The 17,711-nt window shown below is 34.1% G+C and carries 15 protein-coding genes and 1 pseudogene; 15 read left to right on the forward strand and 1 reads right to left on the reverse strand.

All coding sequences use genetic code 11. The features are described 5' to 3' along the window. The 15 genes and pseudogenes from IMCC3317_RS15895 (at position 1) to IMCC3317_RS23700 (ending at position 17,048) form a co-directional block, all read left to right on the forward strand. A complete protein-coding gene (locus IMCC3317_RS15895) occupies positions 1-1,638 on the forward strand; it encodes a DUF4270 domain-containing protein (RefSeq protein ID WP_160130478.1) in 1,638 nt (545 codons plus the stop codon). 22 nt (positions 1,639-1,660) lie between these two features. After that, positions 1,661-3,508 (forward strand): glutamine--fructose-6-phosphate transaminase (isomerizing), encoded by a 1,848-nt coding sequence (gene glmS / locus IMCC3317_RS15900; RefSeq protein WP_160130479.1) that lies wholly within the window; start codon positions 1,661-1,663, stop codon positions 3,506-3,508. Between the two features lie 80 nt (positions 3,509-3,588). After that, positions 3,589-6,435, forward strand: a complete 2,847-nt coding sequence (locus IMCC3317_RS15905; RefSeq protein ID WP_160130480.1) for a TonB-dependent receptor — start codon at positions 3,589-3,591, stop codon at positions 6,433-6,435. Positions 6,436-6,684: 249 nt separating this feature from the next. Then, entirely contained in the window at positions 6,685-8,193 is a 1,509-nt protein-coding gene (gene atpD, locus IMCC3317_RS15910; RefSeq protein WP_160130481.1) for a F0F1 ATP synthase subunit beta, read from the forward strand. An 89-nt stretch (positions 8,194-8,282) separates the two neighbouring features. Next, positions 8,283-8,576 carry a F0F1 ATP synthase subunit epsilon gene (locus tag IMCC3317_RS15915; RefSeq protein WP_160130482.1) on the forward strand — a complete coding sequence of 98 codons (294 nt, stop codon included), beginning with the start codon at positions 8,283-8,285 and terminating at the stop codon, positions 8,574-8,576. 186 nt (positions 8,577-8,762) lie between these two features. Beyond that, positions 8,763-9,482, forward strand: coding sequence for a hypothetical protein (locus IMCC3317_RS15920; protein WP_160130483.1), 720 nt, complete (start codon positions 8,763-8,765; stop codon positions 9,480-9,482). A 173-nt stretch (positions 9,483-9,655) separates the two neighbouring features. Then, positions 9,656-10,429, forward strand: a complete 774-nt coding sequence (locus tag IMCC3317_RS15925; protein WP_160130484.1) for a hypothetical protein — start codon at positions 9,656-9,658, stop codon at positions 10,427-10,429. 77 nt (positions 10,430-10,506) lie between these two features. Beyond that, positions 10,507-11,139 (forward strand): SanA/YdcF family protein, encoded by a 633-nt coding sequence (locus IMCC3317_RS15930; RefSeq protein WP_160130485.1) that lies wholly within the window; start codon positions 10,507-10,509, stop codon positions 11,137-11,139. A gap of 59 nt (positions 11,140-11,198) precedes the next feature. Then, positions 11,199-11,705 (forward strand): hypothetical protein, encoded by a 507-nt coding sequence (locus IMCC3317_RS15935; RefSeq protein WP_160130486.1) that lies wholly within the window; start codon positions 11,199-11,201, stop codon positions 11,703-11,705. Then, positions 11,702-12,841, forward strand: a complete 1,140-nt coding sequence (locus tag IMCC3317_RS15940) for an aminotransferase class I/II-fold pyridoxal phosphate-dependent enzyme (protein WP_160130487.1) — start codon at positions 11,702-11,704, stop codon at positions 12,839-12,841. Before IMCC3317_RS15935 ends, IMCC3317_RS15940 begins: the two co-directional genes overlap by 4 nt. Positions 12,842-13,162: 321 nt before the next feature. Then, positions 13,163-13,543 carry a DUF2007 domain-containing protein gene (locus IMCC3317_RS15945; protein WP_160130488.1) on the forward strand — a complete coding sequence of 127 codons (381 nt, stop codon included), beginning with the start codon at positions 13,163-13,165 and terminating at the stop codon, positions 13,541-13,543. A gap of 285 nt (positions 13,544-13,828) precedes the next feature. Further along, on the forward strand, positions 13,829-14,440 hold the full coding sequence (gene bioD / locus IMCC3317_RS15950; RefSeq protein ID WP_160130489.1) for a dethiobiotin synthase: 612 nt from the start codon (positions 13,829-13,831) through the stop codon (positions 14,438-14,440). After that, a complete protein-coding gene (bioA, locus tag IMCC3317_RS15955; protein ID WP_160130490.1) occupies positions 14,440-15,705 on the forward strand; it encodes an adenosylmethionine--8-amino-7-oxononanoate transaminase in 1,266 nt (421 codons plus the stop codon). The genes bioD and bioA overlap by 1 nt, the downstream gene beginning before the upstream one ends. 381 nt (positions 15,706-16,086) lie before the next feature. Next, a pseudogene (locus IMCC3317_RS23695) lies at positions 16,087-16,427 on the forward strand (DUF1016 N-terminal domain-containing protein); the annotation flags it as partial. 60 nt (positions 16,428-16,487) lie between these two features. Continuing rightward, entirely contained in the window at positions 16,488-17,048 is a 561-nt protein-coding gene (locus IMCC3317_RS23700; protein ID WP_228055058.1) for a DUF1016 domain-containing protein, read from the forward strand. A 163-nt stretch (positions 17,049-17,211) separates the two neighbouring features. Here the strand turns inward: IMCC3317_RS23700 and IMCC3317_RS15965 are convergent, their stop codons facing one another. Beyond that, positions 17,212-17,646: a cytochrome c oxidase assembly factor Coa1 family protein gene (locus IMCC3317_RS15965; RefSeq protein ID WP_160130491.1), complete on the reverse strand. Its 435-nt coding sequence runs from the start codon at positions 17,644-17,646 to the stop codon at positions 17,212-17,214. Positions 17,647-17,711: the final 65 nt, after the last annotated feature.

Raw genomic sequence — 17,711 nt, forward strand, 5'->3', positions numbered from 1 at the left:
ATGAACAGATTTAAGAAGACACTCACAGGTGCTTCAGTAGTGCTTTTAATAGTGCTAGGCTTTGTTGCTTGTGATGATGAATTTAGTACGGTTGGAGACGAAATTATTGAAAATAATAATTTCTCTACTGACTTATTTGCGGAAACAATAGTGAACGCTTCAAACAAGCGATTGAATCCAGTGCAAACGAACGGATTGCCAGTATATCAACTAGGAAAAAATGATGATCCAGTTTTTGGAACTACATTTTCAAGCCTTACGGTTCAGGCAAGCTTAATAACAGGAACAGAAAATCCTGAATTCGGAGACTTTAGTCAAGCAGAAGAAGATGCAGATTTAACAGATTTCGAAGAAGAAGAAATGGTAACCGAAGTTTGGTTAAATATCCCGTTTTTTAGCTCAAGTTCAGTGGATGATGCTGGTGAAACTGTTGTTGAAGTAGATTCATTATATGGAAACATAGATACGCCATTTACATTAAGTGTGAAAGAGCTTACCTATTTCTTAAGAAGTGTTGATCCTAACGGAGATCCGCAAGCATATTTTTCTGATGAAGATTATGCTGGTTTAACTAATGAAACACTTTTTGAAGATGCTGCATATGTAATTAATACAGCAGAAATTGAAGTTGGAGAAGTTGACGCTAGTGGGCAACCCGTAAATGATGATGCAGGAGTACAAATAATTGAAGAGACATTATCACCAAGAATTCGTGTGAAGCTAAACTCAGTTTTCTTTCAACAACGAATTATTAATAATGAAGGAAGCATAAAACTTTCAAACAACAACGTTTTTAGAGCAGAAGATTTATTTAGAGGTTTGCATATTACTGCCGATGATGCAGAAGCTTTAATGTTGTTAGACTTTCAGAATGCTAATATTGAAATAAATTACACATATAATAAAGTAAATACACAAGGAAATACGGATGCTTCAGATGATACAACGGAGCTAGAAAAAGCTAAATTCTTATTGAGTTTATCATCTGCCAACATTGTAAATACATTCTCCACACCAACTTTTGGTCAAAATGTAGCGACTACTGACAATTTATTTCTAAAAGGAGGAGAAGGTTCTATGTCTACCATTGAACTTTTTGGGCCAGACACGGATGGAAATGGTGTTGCAGATCAATTAGAAGAAATTAGAGAAAACGGTTGGATTATCAATGATGCAAACTTAGTATTCTATGTAAACAATGCAATTCAGGTTGATGCCGCTCAAGATCCACAACGTATTTACTTATACAACATGGATGATGCAATTCCATTACAGGATTACATCGTAGATCAAACTGTAAATCCAACGTCACTTTCGTTATCAAAAGCTGTACATGGAGGAATTTTAGAACGTGATGATGCAGGAATTGCAACTCAATATAAAATTAGATTAACAGAACATATTAATAACGTTATCCGAAAAGATTCAACTAACGTTGTTCTTGGATTAGTATCTTCTTCTGACATACGTATCATTTCAAGCGGACAAACACAAACAGGAAGTTCAGAATTGGACTTTGTTCCCACTGTTTCAATCATGAATCCGTTTGGTACTGTATTACACGGAAGTACACCAGCTACACCTGAAGACAAACGACTGAAGCTAGAAATATTTTATTCAATCCCAGGAAGCAATTAATATCATTAATTAAGAAAAAATTATGTGCGGAATCGTAGGTTACATAGGTCATAGAGAAGCATATCCTGTAGTGCTAAAAGGTCTGAAAAGACTTGAGTATAGAGGATATGATAGTGCAGGTATTGCTATATACGATGGTAAAAACATCAAACTATCCAAAACAAAAGGAAAAGTTGTCGATTTAGAAAATCGAGTAAAAGAGGAAATCACTGTTGATGGAACTTTGGCAATTGGCCACACACGTTGGGCAACACACGGAGAACCAAATGATGTAAACTCTCATCCACATTATTCTAACTCAGGTGAATTGGTAATTATTCACAACGGAATTATTGAAAACTATGATCCGTTAAGACAAGAACTAATCAAAAGAGGATATGTATTTCATTCAGATACAGACACAGAAGTTTTGGTAAACTTAATTGAAGATGTAAAAAAGAATGAAAATGTAAAACTTGGAAAAGCGGTTCAAATTGCTTTAAATCAAGTTGTTGGAGCATATGCAATTGCGGTTTTTGACAAAAAAAAGCCAGACGAAATTGTAGTAGCACGTTTAGGAAGTCCTTTAGTTATTGGAGTTGGAGAAGATGAATTTTTCATTGCTTCAGATGCATCTCCTTTCATTGAATATACAAACAATGCTATTTATTTAGAAGATGAAGAAATGGCAATTGTACGTAGAGGGAAAAAAATAAAAGTTCGTAAAATTAAAGATGATTCATTAGTTGATCCGTACGTTCAAGAATTACAATTAAACTTAGAAGAGATAGAAAAAGGTGGTTACGATCACTTTATGTTGAAAGAAATATACGAGCAGCCAAGAGCAATTTTGGACACGTTTAGAGGAAGAATGTTAGCAAATGACGGCATCATTAGAATGGCTGGAGTTGATGATAACATTGAAAAATTTCTAAATGCAAACAGAATTATAATTGTTGCCTGTGGTACATCATGGCATGCAGGATTAGTGGCTGAATATGTATTTGAAAACTTAGTTAGAATACCTGTTGAGGTTGAATATGCTTCTGAATTTAGATACAGAAACCCTGTTATCACTGCAAATGATGTAGTTATTGCAATTTCTCAATCTGGAGAAACAGCCGATACGATGGCAGCTATTAAGCTAGCAAAAAGCAAAGGAGCTTTTGTATTTGGAGTATGTAATGTAGTTGGATCATCAATTTCAAGAGAAACACATGCTGGTGCATACACACATGCAGGTCCAGAAATTGGAGTTGCTTCCACAAAAGCTTTCACAACGCAAATTACCGTGTTAACGTTGATCGCTTTAAAACTTGCGCAGAAAAAAGGAACGATTTCTACATCTGAATTTCACGCGTACTTATCAGAAATGGACGCGATTCCTGCTAAAGTTGAAAAAACTTTACAATCTGACAATCACGTAAAAACGATTGCTAATATTTATAAAGATGCTACAAACTTTCTATACTTGGGTAGAGGTTATAACTTCCCAGTTGCATTAGAAGGCGCATTAAAGTTAAAAGAAATTTCATATATCCATGCAGAAGGATATCCAGCGGCAGAAATGAAGCACGGACCTATTGCATTAATCGATGAGCAAATGCCAGTTGTGGTAATTGCTACTCGAAAAGGACACTATGATAAAGTAGTAAGTAACATTCAAGAAATAAAATCTAGAAAAGGAAAAATCATTGCTGTAGTCATGCAAGGTGACAAAACAATCAGGAAAATAGCTGATTATGTCATTGAAATTCCTGATACGTTAGAGCTGTTAACTCCTTTATTAACAACCATTCCGTTACAACTATTGTCGTATCATATTGCAGTGATGCGCGACTGTAATGTGGATCAACCAAGGAACTTGGCAAAATCGGTTACAGTAGAATAACTTTAAAATACACACACTTTTTTTACAGATATCACAAAAAAGTGTATATTGTTCTCATAAATAACTAAACCAATAAACTTATGAGAACCTTATTATCAATCTTTGCTATGTTGGTTTGTGCAGGTACGTTTGCACAAACCGATGTTAGCGGAACAGTTGTTGACGAAGGTAACAATCCTATTCCTGGTGTGAATATAGTCGTAGTAGGATCTTCTACCGGAGCTGTTTCTGACTTTGACGGGAAATTTACCTTAAAAGTAACACAACAACCACCTTTTAAAATCCAAGCAAGTAGCATTGGATTTGAATCAACAACAGTAGATATTACTGCCAACAATCAAGATGTTACAATTGTTCTAAAAGAAGGAAACGAACTAGATGAAATCGTATTATCAGCCTCTAGAACACCTGAAAGAATTCGGGAATCTCCAGTAACTGTTGAGCGAATGGATGCTAGAGATATTAAAAATTCTTCCGCTCCATCGTACTACGATGCACTAGAAAACTTAAAAGGTGTTGATGTAAACACAAGCAGTTTAACATTCAAATCAGTTAACACAAGAGGTTTTGCCACATTTGCTAACACTCGATTTATGCAATTGGTAGATGGAATGGACAACTCTTCACCAGCTTTAAACTTTGCTTTAGGAAACCTATTAGGAATGTCTGAATTAGATGTATCAACGGTAGAATTACTTCCAGGAGCATCTTCAGCACTATACGGAGCAAACGCTTTTAACGGAATTATGTTTATGCGAAGTAAAGATCCATTCAAAAAACAAGGAATCAGCTTCTATGCTAAAACAGGAATAACTTCTTCTGAAAATGCAGGTGATAATAACTTTTTAGATTTCGGCTTAAGAGCTGCACACGCATTTAGTGATAAGTTCGCTGTAAAAGCATCTTTCTCTTTCTTAAACGGAACAGAATGGTATGCAACTGATTATACAAACTATAATGGTTCTACGGGAGATGCTATTTCCGGAACTAGAGCGTCTGACCCAAATTACAACGGATTAAATATATATGGAGATGAAGTTTCTACAACACTAAACTTTGACGCCTTGGCAATGGCACCAGCAGGAACATTTGGTTCATCTGCTGTATCAAGAACAGGATACGAAGAACGTGATTTAATGAATTATGAAGCAGAAAGTGTAAAAGCTGACATCGCATTGCATTACAAGCCATTTGCAGATGACTTCACTATAATTTGGAACTCTAAAATTGGTAGAGGAAACACCATCTATCAAGGAGCAAACAGATATTCCATTAAGAATTTCTTCATGCAACAGCATAAATTAGAAATTCGCAATAAAAATTTCTTCATTAGAGGATACGTAACTGCGGAAAAAGCAGGTGATTCATATGATACACGTTTTGCAGCAATTAATGTAAACAGAAGATGGAAATCAGATCAACAATGGTTTACTCAATATGCAACAGGATATTTAGGAGCTATTACAGGAGCAATTCCTGGAGTAACGCCAGGTGATCCAAGTGTAGCGCATGCTTTTGCAAGAGGTTTGGCAGATACAGGACGTTTTGAGCCAGGAACGGCTAGCTTCAAAGGAGCATTAGATACCGTAACTGCTGATGGAGATTTACTAACAGGAGCAAAATTCATTGACAATACAAAATTATATCATTCCGATATAAACTATAACTTCTCTGAATTAATAGATGTTGCAGACATTCAAGTTGGTGGATCGTATCGTCAATATGTATTAAACTCTGAAGGAACCATCTTTACAGATTACGACGGACCAATCAAATATGACGAATATGGTGCGTATGTACAAGTTCAGAAAAAGTTCATGGAAGATAAAATGAAATTTACAGGATCTATTCGTTATGACAAAGCACAAAACTTTGACGGAAACGTTTCTCCTAGAATATCATTAGTATTTTCTCCGGATGAAGACAAAAAACACAACTTTAGAGCTTCTTTCCAAACAGGATTTCGTAATCCAACAACTCAAGATCAATACATTGGTTTAGATGTTGGAAATGCTATCTTAGTAGGATCGGCTCCTGATAACTTAGACCGTTATAGAACAAGACCAATCACAAATAACTTTCCAGCAGGATTAGAAGCATTCGGATTGGACAGAATAGTAACACTTTCTGGAAATGACGCGTATAACAATTCATTTACGCTCGCATCATTCCGAGCATTTGGAGCAAGTGCAGCAGCAGGAGCGCCAAACCCAGGATTATTGGAACAAGCAAGGTTTGATTTTGTAAAGCCTGAACAAGTATCTGCTTTTGAAGTTGGATATCGTGGAATTGTATATGATGGCATTTCAGTAGATGTTAGTGCATACTATAATGCATACAAAGATTTCATTGCAAACAGAACGGTAATTGTGCCTAACTATGGTAATGTAGACTTTTCAGATATTACTGATTTAACACCAGTTGGTGGCGCGCCAACACCAAATGCGTTAATTGCAGCTGCAAATGGTGACTTTACGCCTTTCCAATTGTACTCTAACTCACAAGCTGATATTAATTCTTATGGACTTGCAATTGGTGTAAACACGAAAGTATTTGGAGATTTTGATTTTGGAGTGAATTACACATATGCAAAACTTGACTTTGATCAAGCAAGCGATCCAGATTTTGAAACAAACTTCAACACACCAGAACATAAAGTAAAAGCATCTTTTGGAAACAGAAATCTTTTTGAAAACTTTGGTTTCAATATCAACTATCGTTGGAATGATGCTTTCCTTTGGGAATCTACATTTGCTGACGGAACTGTAAGCGCACGTTCATTAATTGACCTGCAAATAAATTACAGTTGTAAAAAATCGACTTTCAAACTAGGTGCTGCTAACTTATTAGGACACGAGTACGTAAGTGCGCCAGGAGTAGGAACAGTTGGTTCTCAATATTATATCTCTTGGACAATCAATCAATAGAAAAAAACACATAAACTCATAAAAAAGCATACAAATCTGTATGCTTTTTTTATGAAATAGATTTTGTAAAATTAAATAAGACTACGAAAAATCAAGGTTTTTATATAAATTTTAAAAATCATAACAATAATATTACTTATTTTAAGTAATAAAATATATCTTTGCACGGCGAAAAAAGGTCATATTTTAGCATAAAATAAGGAAACCATTTTTCAGTATTTAATAACCTAAACATTAAACACTTAAGTAATGTCAAAAGTTACAGGTAAAGTTGCACAAATTATAGGTCCTGTTGTTGATGTAGAATTCAGCGCTGGGAACGAACTTCCAAGAATTTACGATTCATTAGAAATAACCAAAGCTGATGGTACACTATTAGTACTAGAAGTACAATCACACGTTGGTGAAAATACGGTGCGTACAATTTCTATGGATTCAACAGATGGACTAAGTAGAGGAACAGATGCTGTTACTACTGGAAATCCAATAAAAATGCCTATTGGCGACGATGTATACGGACGATTATTTAACGTTATCGGAGATGCCATCGATGGATTAGGGAATTTACCTAAAACAGGCGCTGATGGTTTATCAATCCACAGAGAAGCACCAAGATTTGAAGACTTATCAACTTCCACAGAAGTTTTATTTACAGGAATTAAAGTAATTGATTTAATTGAGCCGTACGCAAAAGGAGGTAAAATTGGATTATTTGGTGGAGCCGGAGTAGGTAAAACAGTATTAATTCAGGAATTGATTAACAATATAGCAAAAGGTCACGGTGGACTTTCAGTATTCGCAGGAGTAGGAGAAAGAACACGTGAAGGAAATGACCTTTTACGTGAGATGTTAGAATCGGGAATTATCAAGTATGGTGACGATTTTATGCACTCAATGGAAGAAGGTGGATGGGATTTATCTAAAGTAGATAAAAACATCATGAAAGAATCGAAAGCAACTTTCGTATTCGGACAAATGAATGAGCCACCTGGAGCACGTGCACGTGTTGCATTATCAGGACTTACAATTGCAGAATATTTCCGTGATGGAGCAGGAGACGGACAAGGAAAAGATGTACTTTTCTTCGTAGATAACATCTTCCGTTTCACACAAGCAGGTTCTGAAGTATCAGCACTTCTTGGACGTATGCCATCTGCGGTAGGATACCAACCAACATTAGCAACCGAAATGGGAGCAATGCAGGAACGTATTACATCAACAAAAAAAGGATCTATTACATCTGTACAAGCGGTTTACGTACCAGCGGATGATTTAACGGATCCAGCACCAGCAACAACGTTTGCCCATTTAGATGCAACAACAGTATTATCTCGTAAAATTGCAGAACTTGGTATTTACCCAGCGGTAGATCCATTAGATTCTACCTCAAGAATCTTAACAGCAGACATTTTAGGAGATGAGCATTATGACTGTGCGCAACGTGTAAAAGAGTTATTACAACGTTACAAAGAATTACAAGATATTATTGCTATTCTAGGTATGGAGGAATTATCTGAAGAAGATAAAATGGCAGTTGGTAGAGCAAGACGTGTACAACGTTTCTTATCTCAGCCTTTCCACGTAGCAGAGCAATTTACAGGACTTAAAGGAGTATTAGTAGACATTAAGGAAACGATCAAAGGATTCAACATGATTATGGATGGAGAATTAGATCACTTACCAGAAGCTGCTTTTAACCTAAAAGGAACTATCGAAGACGCAATCGAATCTGGAGAGAAAATGCTTGCTGAGGCGTAAGCCGATGCAATACTGAATTTATTTCAGTATCTGTTTAATAAAAAAAGAGACTTCCGATTTCTCGGAAGCTTTTAAATAAAATTTAAAAGATGTATTTAGAAATTGTATCACCAGAAGCAACGTTATTCAGTTCAGAAGTAGATTCTGTAACGGTACCAGGAATTAATGGCGAATTTCAAATGTTAAACAATCACGCGCCTATTGTATCTTTATTAAAAAAAGGTGTAGTAAAAATTCATACACACACTAAAACTCATTTAGTATTTGATGAATTACACGCGGAAATTGTTCCTCACATTGATGATGATAAAGTTTTAACTTTACCAATCAACTCTGGAACCGTTGAAATGAAAGATAACAAAATTATAGTGCTTGCAGATTAATTACAAATCTTAAGCTACAGATACAAAAGCATCAAACTATACAGTTTGGTGCTTTTTTTTATGATACTACTCAAAATTAACGCATTCTATTAAATTGGACTGATATTTGATGTTTAGTTAAAAAATATCATTAATTTGGAACAAACCTTATTCAATTCGTAAATTCACACATAAAATATAAAAGTTATGAAACTATCTATCAAACAACTAGTTGCTACTTGTGCAATCATATTATTCAGCACAGCAGGATTTTCACAAACTGCAAGGCAAGCAGCACAAGCTTCCATGTTTCACGATAATTTGACATTGCAATCTCAAATGCAAAAAAACTTTGCAGCTATCTATAAAGCAAATGTAGAAGGAACACCTTACTATGACGAGGAATTCAACTCAGCGAATATTTCTCCAATGAATAAAGTGTACTTAGTACGTTATAATGCAGCATTAGATGATATGGAAGTAATTCAAAGCAGTGATACTTTAATCATGAATAAGAATAACAGAAACTATGTCATCAAGCAAAATAAAGGAAGTATTACCTATAAAATTCTAGAATGTGCTGAGAACAAAAAAGATGAAAAACTAGGATACTATGTAGCGTTAACGGAAGGAACCAATGTAGCTTTATATAGAAAAGATAGAAAAAAATTCGTGGAAGTGAAAAAGGCTGCTTATGGCGGAAATTTAAACGCAAGCTCTGCAAAATTCAAAAAGCAAAAAAGTGAGTTTTATATTGAATTAAACAAAAGTGGAAATGCAATTGAATTTCCTAGAAAGAAAAAAGATGTCATAAAGATGTTTCCGGGAAAAGAAGACTTGGTGGAAAAATATATCAAAAAGAACAAAATAAAAGTCACAAAAGAAGAAGATTTGAAAAAGTTAATTAGTTATGTAAATTCGCTTTAGACAAACATAAAATCAACAATAGTAAAAAGCATCAAACTTAGTTTGGTGCTTTTTTTATGGTGTAAAATCAACAGAATCAATATGTTATTTTATAAAAAACAAAGAATCTAACTTCGATTGCTCACATTTTTTCGTAACTTTAAGATACATTAAAACCAAAAACAGATTAAATTATGAAAACAATTCACACCAAAAACAAATTAAAAAACCTTGGATATCTATTGGTATTCTGTTTATTACTAAGCTTAGAAGGCGTTGCGCAATGCGCTGGCGGAAGTTACGGATTAGCACCACCACAAGGAGCTGTAAAACTTGCCTCAAAAGCCTCCATGGACTTTGATAACTCACTCAGTTCAGTTGTTGTAAGAAACCAAGCAGTTGTGTACGGACCAAATACTATTGGAACTCCGTATACGCAAGAAGCATTTGCAACGGCGAAAATTACGTCTGTTGACAAAGTATATCTTGTACGTTACAATGCCTTAACGGACGAAATGGAAGTAAAAGGAGGAGAAGCTGAAATATTAGTAATCTCTAAAAAGAAGAGTTATGAAATCAATCAGCATTCTAACAATGTTACCTACAGAGTCCTAGAAAAAATTGACAGCGAAAAAGAAAATGATTTAGGATATTACATCAATCTTGAAGATGATGACAACATTTCATTATACCGAAAAGAATGTAAAAAATTAGTGCAGAAAAAAAGAGCTACTTACGGAAGCACAGCATCTTCAGTAACAACGGAGTTTAAAAAAATGAGGTGCGAATTCTACATTGAAAAAGCACATAACGGACATGCTATAAAAATTCCAAAAAAGAAAAAAGAATTCTTAGCACTTTTTCCAGACAAATCAGAATTGATTAGTGCGTTTATCAAGGACAATCGAATCAAACTCAACAAAGAAGAAAGCTTGAAAAAGTTAATCAAGTATATCAATACTATTTAAAAATAACGAACACACACTTGTGAAAACCCTTTCGTCTTGAAAGGGTTTTTTAATATAAAAAAAGTATTTTTGTATTGATGAAAAAATGGTTAAAACGTATCGCAATATTAATTGGAATCTTCATTCTTGGAATTCTTAGCTGTAATATTTATGTTGAAGTCATATCTGGTGAAAAAATGTTTGAGGATGTAACTAAAATTCCATCAAACAGAGTTGGACTATTACTCGGAACTTCCAAATATGTTAAAGGTGGAAACATCAACTTATTTTATAAATACAGGATTGATGCGGCTGTAGAACTTTACAAATCTGGGAAAATAAAATACATATTGGTAAGTGGCGATAATGGAAGTGAATACTACGATGAGCCAACAACGTTCAAAGAAGATTTAGTTGCGGCAGGCATTCCTGAAAATCGTATCTTTCTTGACTATGCAGGTTTCCGAACCTTAGATTCTGTCATTCGAAGCAAAGAAATATTTCAACTAGAAAGCTTTACTGTTATATCTCAAAAATTTCACAACGAAAGAGCCATTACAATTGCGCATGCAAAAGGCATCAAAGCAATCGGTTTCAACGCTAAAGATGTTGGCGGACGTAGTGGAATGAAAGTAAAAGTGCGAGAAATGCTTGCGCGAGTTGCCATGTGTATGGATCTTGTTTTTGGAAAACAACCAAAATTCTTAGGCGAAAAAATTACGATAGAATAACTGTCACATCTCCACAATTTCTCCCTCACTTTCCGTAGAATAATCAGTATTTTCGTAACATGAAAAAAGAGGAAGTCATAATCTCACAAGGAAACAGACCGTTTTGGCATAATATCATGGCTGCATTTTTTTATACAGTAGCTGTTTTTTGTGTTATATTTTTCTTTTTTAATTTTGAATTTTCTTTAAACTCGGAGTATGCTGTACGACAACTGGATTACATAGATATTGGCGCATTTGCATTATCAGGCGCATTTTACTTCTCATTAATTCAAACCTATTATTTCGATTTCAAAAAAAAAATGTACAAACATGAAAGTGCATATTTAATATTCAGGCTAGGAAAATGGAAAGAAATGCCTTTATTGGAATACATTTCTGTATTCAAAAAAGAAGAAGGTCTTTATGAAGTTAACTTATGGCATCTTGGGAATAAGCATTTCAAAATATATGAAATGTTTGATGAAGATGAAGCAATGAACGTTGGAAAAAAACTAGCAACAACATTACAAATAGATTTATTGGATGCAACAGTTGCCAACGATTCAAAATGGATTGATCTATGAAAATGCCAAAAAAAATTCAAGCAAAAATTCAAGATCGCATTCAAAACAATGTCTTGCGAACGCTTCCTGTAACCACGAAAACAGTAGATTTTTCTTCGAATGATTACTTAGGTTTTGCAACTTCACAAACCATATTCAACAAAACACATCAACTACTTATTGATCGTAATTTGCAACAAAATGGCGCAACAGGTTCACGATTACTTTCTGGAAATCACGAACTATATCAAGAAGTAGAAACACACATTTGTAAATTCCACAACAGTGAAGCGGCAATCATATTCAACTCAGGTTATGATGCGAATATTGGCTTCTTTTCGGCGGTTCCACAACGTGGAGATATCATATTTTATGACGAATATATTCATGCTTCCATTCGTGATGGAATAAATATGAGCAATGCAAAAGCGTACAAATTCAAGCATAACAATCTAGAAGATTTACAGAAAAAGCTTAAAAAAATTCAACAAACTAAAAGCAATCAACGAGAAATATACGTAGTTACGGAATCTGTATTTTCCATGGATGGAGATTCGCCTAATTTGGCAGAATTGATACAACTTTGCAACAATAACAATCTCTATCTAATTGTAGATGAAGCACATGCAATTGGTGTTTTTGGTCCTTCCGGAGAAGGATTATTGCAAGAATTGAACCTAGAAACGGAAGTATTTGCCAGAATCTACACGTTTGGAAAAGCGTTAGGTTGTCATGGAGCTGTGATTCTAGGAAGTGAAACCTTAAAAACTTATTTGATCAACTTTGCACGAAGTTTCATTTATACCACAGGATTGTCGCCTCATGCAATTGCAACGATCAAAATTGCGTATGAAGAATTGGCGGAAACAAAAGCAATACATACTTTACGGAAAAACATTAAAATCTTTCATCAAGAAACAAAAACATTAGATTTTATCTTTGGAAATGCAGCGATTCATTGTTGTATCATTTCAGGAAATAATAATGTAAAAAATGTTGCAAAACAGCTTCAAACAAAAGGATTTGAAGTAAAACCTATTCTGTCGCCAACAGTTCCAAAAGGAAAAGAACGATTACGTTTCTGTCTACACTCATATAATACGGAGACAGAAATAAAAGAAGTCATTAGCACACTAAAAAAAGTGAGTTCGATATAAATGTCAAGAGTGTTTTTCACTTTTCCGCAGTATAGCAGGGATTTTTCGTTAAGAATTTTTGAAGCCTTGGAAAAAATTTAGAAAAATTTATGCGGTTTTAGTTTTTCAATAAAAGAAAAACTAAAAATACCTCTGGAAAAGCGCACTTTCTTTTGTTGATGCCTGTGCTGAACTTGATTCAGTATTCTTTGTGCGAGCAAAGAAAACGAAAATAAAAAGGTAATTTTCAGGATATTGTAAATAGTACATTAAGTTTAATTAATATTTCATTGGAATAATATTTACGTCAAACTCAAGTTAAAAAGGCTAAAAAAACTAACTATGAACAACGAATTTTATACAATTGCATCTTTTGAATACACTGCGGAAGCGCAAGTAATGAAAGGAAAATTTATGTCGGAAGGCATTGAAGTATTTTTAAAAGATGAACATACTTTAGATGTTGATCCGTTAGTAAGTCATGCAATTGGTGGCGTAAAATTGCAAGTACATGCAAAAGATAGAAAACAAGCAATTGCGTTGTATAATGAATTGCGTGAATATGAAGTTGACAGAAACCGAAACCGAATTATTTGCCCTAATTGTGAAAGCGATAGAGTGTTGATTGCGCCACCTAAAAAAAGTTTACTATACATGTTATTTCCGTTCTTTGAAGCAAGTAGATATATGTGTTCCAACTGTGCTGAAATTTTTAAAAAGTAATTGAGCAACATGCAGAAAGAGAAAGGTGATTTTTTTCTTTTCCAAAGGTATTTTGAAACAGAAATAAAATCATATTAAAAAACCCGTTGTACACTTTGAATTCAAAAGTATAATGAAACGTCAGTTCGAGTGATTTAGAGATACGAAAAATCGTATCGAGAACCTGTTTAGTGTAAAAAATTACTATGCTCGATACAAATTTTACTCATTTTCAATCGTAAAATTCACTCGAATTGACGAATTTTATCAAAATGCACAACAGGTTAAAAAAAGTAAATTTAACGAATGCAAAAAAAAATATTTGTCACAGGAATTTCTACAGAAGTTGGAAAAACAATAGTTTCAGCCATTTTGGTAGAAGCATTACAAGCCGATTATTGGAAACCTGTACAAGCGGGAGAATTAGAAAACTCCGACAGTCATAAAATTGAGAAACTCATCTCAAATAAAAAAACAAAAATTCATAGCAATAGTTATGCGCTTCATACGCCAATGAGTCCGCACGCTTCCGCGGAAATTGACAAGGTAACAATTGATGTAAAAAATATCACAGCACCAAAAACGAACAATCATTTAGTCATTGAAGGCGCAGGCGGAATCTTAGTTCCGTTAAATGATACAGAAACTGTTTTGGATATTATAAAGCCTGATTATCATGTAATTGTAGTTTCGCGCCACTATTTGGGAAGTATCAATCATACATTATTGACGGTGAATTTACTGAAGCAAAAAGGCTTTAAAGTGTCTATTATTTTCAGTGGGAAAGAACACGTTACGACAGAAGCTATCATCAAAAAAATGACCGAAGTTCCTGTTATTGGACGTATTGAAGAAGAACCATATTTTGACCAAAATGTAATTCGCGAATACGCGGAATTATTCAAAGAAAAATTATAATGAGTTTACAAGAAAGAGATAAAAAACACCTTTGGCATCCGCTTACGCAACACAAATCGCATCCAAATCACATTGCGATTACTAAAGCGAAAGGAGCAGTTTTATATGATGAAAATGGCAACGAATACATTGACGGAATTGCTTCTTGGTATACGTGCGTTTATGGACATTGCAATCCGTACATCATTCAAAAAGTACGCGAACAAATGGAAACTTTAGATCATGTAGTTTTCACAGGATTCACGCATAAACCAGCAATTGAACTTTCGGAAAAGCTCATCAATATTTTACCTGAAAATCAAGAAAAGCTATTCTTTTCAGACAATGGTTCTACAGCAATTGATGTTGCAATAAAAATGGCGTTGCAATATCATTTCAATCAAAATGAAAAAAGAACTAAAATTATTGCGCTAGAAAATGGTTTTCACGGAGATACATTTGGCGCGATGTCAGTTTCAGGATTATCAATTTATAACGGACCTTTTGAAGAATTTTTTATAGATGTCTCTAGAATTCCCGTGCCAAACGGAGAAAACTTAGACGAAGTAAAAACTTTATTTATAAAGCTTATTACCGAACATAAAGTTGCAGCGTTTATTTATGAACCTTTGGTGCAAGGCGCGGCGGCAATGCAAATGCACAAAGCGGAACATCTTAATGAAATTTTAAAAATTGCACAAGAACATAATGTTGTCACTATTGCAGATGAAGTAATGACAGGTTTTGGGAAAACGGGCAAAAACTTTGCTTCCGAATATATAGAAACAAAACCAGATATTATTTGCCTATCCAAAGCATTATCTGCTGGAATGGTTGCGATGGCAATTACGAGTTGCAGTCAAAAAATATATGATGCTTTCTATGCTGATGAGATGAAAAAAGGCTTCTTTCACGGACATACCTATTCTGGAAATCCTGTTGCATGTAGTGCCGCTATTGCGGGAATTGACTTGTTGCAATCCGATGAAATACAAGCAAATTTAAAACGAATTGAAGCGTCACATCAAGCATTTAATCAAACCATAAAAAAGCATCCAAAAGTATTAGCAACTCGACAACAAGGACAAATTTTTGCACTCGATTTAAACATTGAAATGGAACGTTACGGAAACCTGCGCGACAAACTATTCAATTCATTTATGAGCAAAGGTGTTTGTTTACGTCCGCTTGGAAATACTATTTATATTTTAGCGCCATACATTACAACTGACGCGCAATTGCAAAAAATATATATGGCAATTCGTGAAACTATTGAGGAGCTTTAGGAGGGATTAATTTGGTGTAATATTGAGTTATTATAGTTGCTTTGAAGTTTATTTTTTTTCCTTAGTATAGTAGATTTTTTCGTTATGAATTATTGAAGCCACAGCATACCAAAACGGAATAAATAATACCTATAACAATGTTTATGAAAAATAAGCAACTGCAACTGATAAAATCGTAATTTTATCTGATGTAAATCCTTTTGAAAAAAATGAAAGGCTAAATGGGCAATTCATTTTAGACTATGAACGAATAAAAAAAAGCATACAAGACTTTTTAGGATAATTATGAATAATAAACCATTAAATAACAAATTTCATTCTCAGATTGTAAATTTATTACAATCTGCAAGAAACAAAGTTGTTCGTTCTGTAAACCAAACTATGGTTGTCACTTACTTCGAAATTGGCAAAATGATAGTTGAGGAAGAACAAGATGGCAAAGAACGAGCTAGTTATGGAAGGAGATTTTAAAAAGCTTATCATCTGTTCTTTCTAAAGAATTTGGTAAAGGGTTTTCGGTTGATAATTTAGAGAACATGCGTAGGTTTTTCTTGGCTTATGAAAAATCCGAGACGCTGTCTCGGATTTCTTCAAAAGTAATTTCCGAGACGGCGTCTCGGAAATTCGAAAAAGAAAATATAATATTGAGCTGGTCGCATTACTTAAAACTTATGCGTATTAATGATAAAAACGAACGGAGCTTTTACGAAATAGAATCTTTTAAAAATAATTGGAGTGTAAGAGAATTACAACGTCAATTTGATTCAGCGTTATATACAAGATTGGCATTAAGTAGAAACAAAGACAAGGTAAAAGAACTTTCAGAGAAAGGACTTATTCTTGAAAAACCAAAAGATGCAATTAAAGCCCCATATATTTTAGAATTCATTGGGCTTCCTGAACACTCAGGATATTCAGAGAGTGAATTAGAGCAAGAAATAATTGATAAACTAGAACACTTTTTACTCGAACTTGGTAATGGTTTTACGTTTGTTGCGAGACAAAAAAGGATTTCTTTTGACGACAAACACTTTAGGATCGATTTAGTATTCTACAACCGGTTTTTAAAATGCTTCGTACTAATCGACCTGAAAATTGGTGAAATAAAGCATCAAGACCTCGGACAAATGCAGATGTATGTAAATTATTATGACCGAGAAATAAGATTGGAAGAAGAAAATAAAACAATTGGAATAGTTTTATGTAAAGACAAAAGCCAATCAGTTGTGGAATATACATTGCCTAAAAATAATGAGCAAATTTTTGCTAGTAAATACGAAACAGTACTTCCGAGTAAAGAAGAGCTAAAATCGTTAATAGCTGAACTGAATAGCCAACGCTAGTATGTTTGAGGAAAAGTGAACAAACACAACAACGTTTATGAAACATAGCACAAGTCATTTTACTAAATTCAATAATTCGACTTGTATTTATCTGAATAAACAGTGACTACTTTCCAAGATTAGATTTCACAACAATGAAACAAAAGTTAACTTCATGTTAATGTCATTCCTCCAACAAATCAATAGTCTCTTCAGTAGCTTCTATATAAATCGACATCTCGCTATATTGCCATTCTCCGTTGAGTTTTTTACCAACAACATGAACAGTTCCTTCACTTTTTGAACCTTTTACAGAGAAATAAATATCAACACTTTCGGCTTCCTTTCCGATTACAATATCTTCTTCAGTTACTTCTCCTAGTTCTATAGGTTCGCCTAAACTTTCAATTACGTATGAATTAGTCATTGCATTTTTAAAGCCGTCTATAAATGGTTCTGCTTGTTTCATTGCAGAAGCAACGCTGAAATAAACGATAACTACAAAAACGGAAACTAATGCTAAAAGTGTAAAACATCCTGTTGGTACAAACCATTTCCAGTTGCGTTGCCACCAACTTTTTTGTGGTTCTTGTAGTTGATTTGCTTCAGATTGATTCATAAGTTGGTTTTTAAAAGTACATTTATTCTCAGATGACTAGAGCTAAGTCTTTATTCTTGACTCTA

Origin of the sequence: Kordia antarctica (assembly GCF_009901525.1) — a bacterium.
Lineage (GTDB): Bacteria > Bacteroidota > Bacteroidia > Flavobacteriales > Flavobacteriaceae > Kordia > Kordia antarctica.

Excerpts from the sequence above, each read along its gene's own strand:
- IMCC3317_RS15925 (WP_160130484.1), top strand. The coding sequence starts at position 9,656 with ATGAAAACAATTCACACCAAAAACAAATTAAAAAACCTTGGATATCTA.
- IMCC3317_RS15965 (WP_160130491.1), bottom strand. The coding sequence starts at position 17,646 with ATGAATCAATCTGAAGCAAATCAACTACAAGAACCACAAAAAAGTTGG.
- atpD (WP_160130481.1), top strand. The coding sequence starts at position 6,685 with ATGTCAAAAGTTACAGGTAAAGTTGCACAAATTATAGGTCCTGTTGTT.
- IMCC3317_RS15920 (WP_160130483.1), top strand. The coding sequence starts at position 8,763 with ATGAAACTATCTATCAAACAACTAGTTGCTACTTGTGCAATCATATTA.
- IMCC3317_RS15935 (WP_160130486.1), top strand. The coding sequence starts at position 11,199 with ATGAAAAAAGAGGAAGTCATAATCTCACAAGGAAACAGACCGTTTTGG.
- bioA (WP_160130490.1), top strand. The coding sequence starts at position 14,440 with ATGAGTTTACAAGAAAGAGATAAAAAACACCTTTGGCATCCGCTTACG.
- IMCC3317_RS15940 (WP_160130487.1), top strand. The coding sequence starts at position 11,702 with ATGAAAATGCCAAAAAAAATTCAAGCAAAAATTCAAGATCGCATTCAA.
- bioD (WP_160130489.1), top strand. The coding sequence starts at position 13,829 with ATGCAAAAAAAAATATTTGTCACAGGAATTTCTACAGAAGTTGGAAAA.
- IMCC3317_RS15895 (WP_160130478.1), top strand. The coding sequence starts at position 1 with ATGAACAGATTTAAGAAGACACTCACAGGTGCTTCAGTAGTGCTTTTA.
- IMCC3317_RS15930 (WP_160130485.1), top strand. The coding sequence starts at position 10,507 with ATGAAAAAATGGTTAAAACGTATCGCAATATTAATTGGAATCTTCATT.
- IMCC3317_RS15905 (WP_160130480.1), top strand. The coding sequence starts at position 3,589 with ATGAGAACCTTATTATCAATCTTTGCTATGTTGGTTTGTGCAGGTACG.
- glmS (WP_160130479.1), top strand. The coding sequence starts at position 1,661 with ATGTGCGGAATCGTAGGTTACATAGGTCATAGAGAAGCATATCCTGTA.
- IMCC3317_RS15915 (WP_160130482.1), top strand. The coding sequence starts at position 8,283 with ATGTATTTAGAAATTGTATCACCAGAAGCAACGTTATTCAGTTCAGAA.
- IMCC3317_RS15945 (WP_160130488.1), top strand. The coding sequence starts at position 13,163 with ATGAACAACGAATTTTATACAATTGCATCTTTTGAATACACTGCGGAA.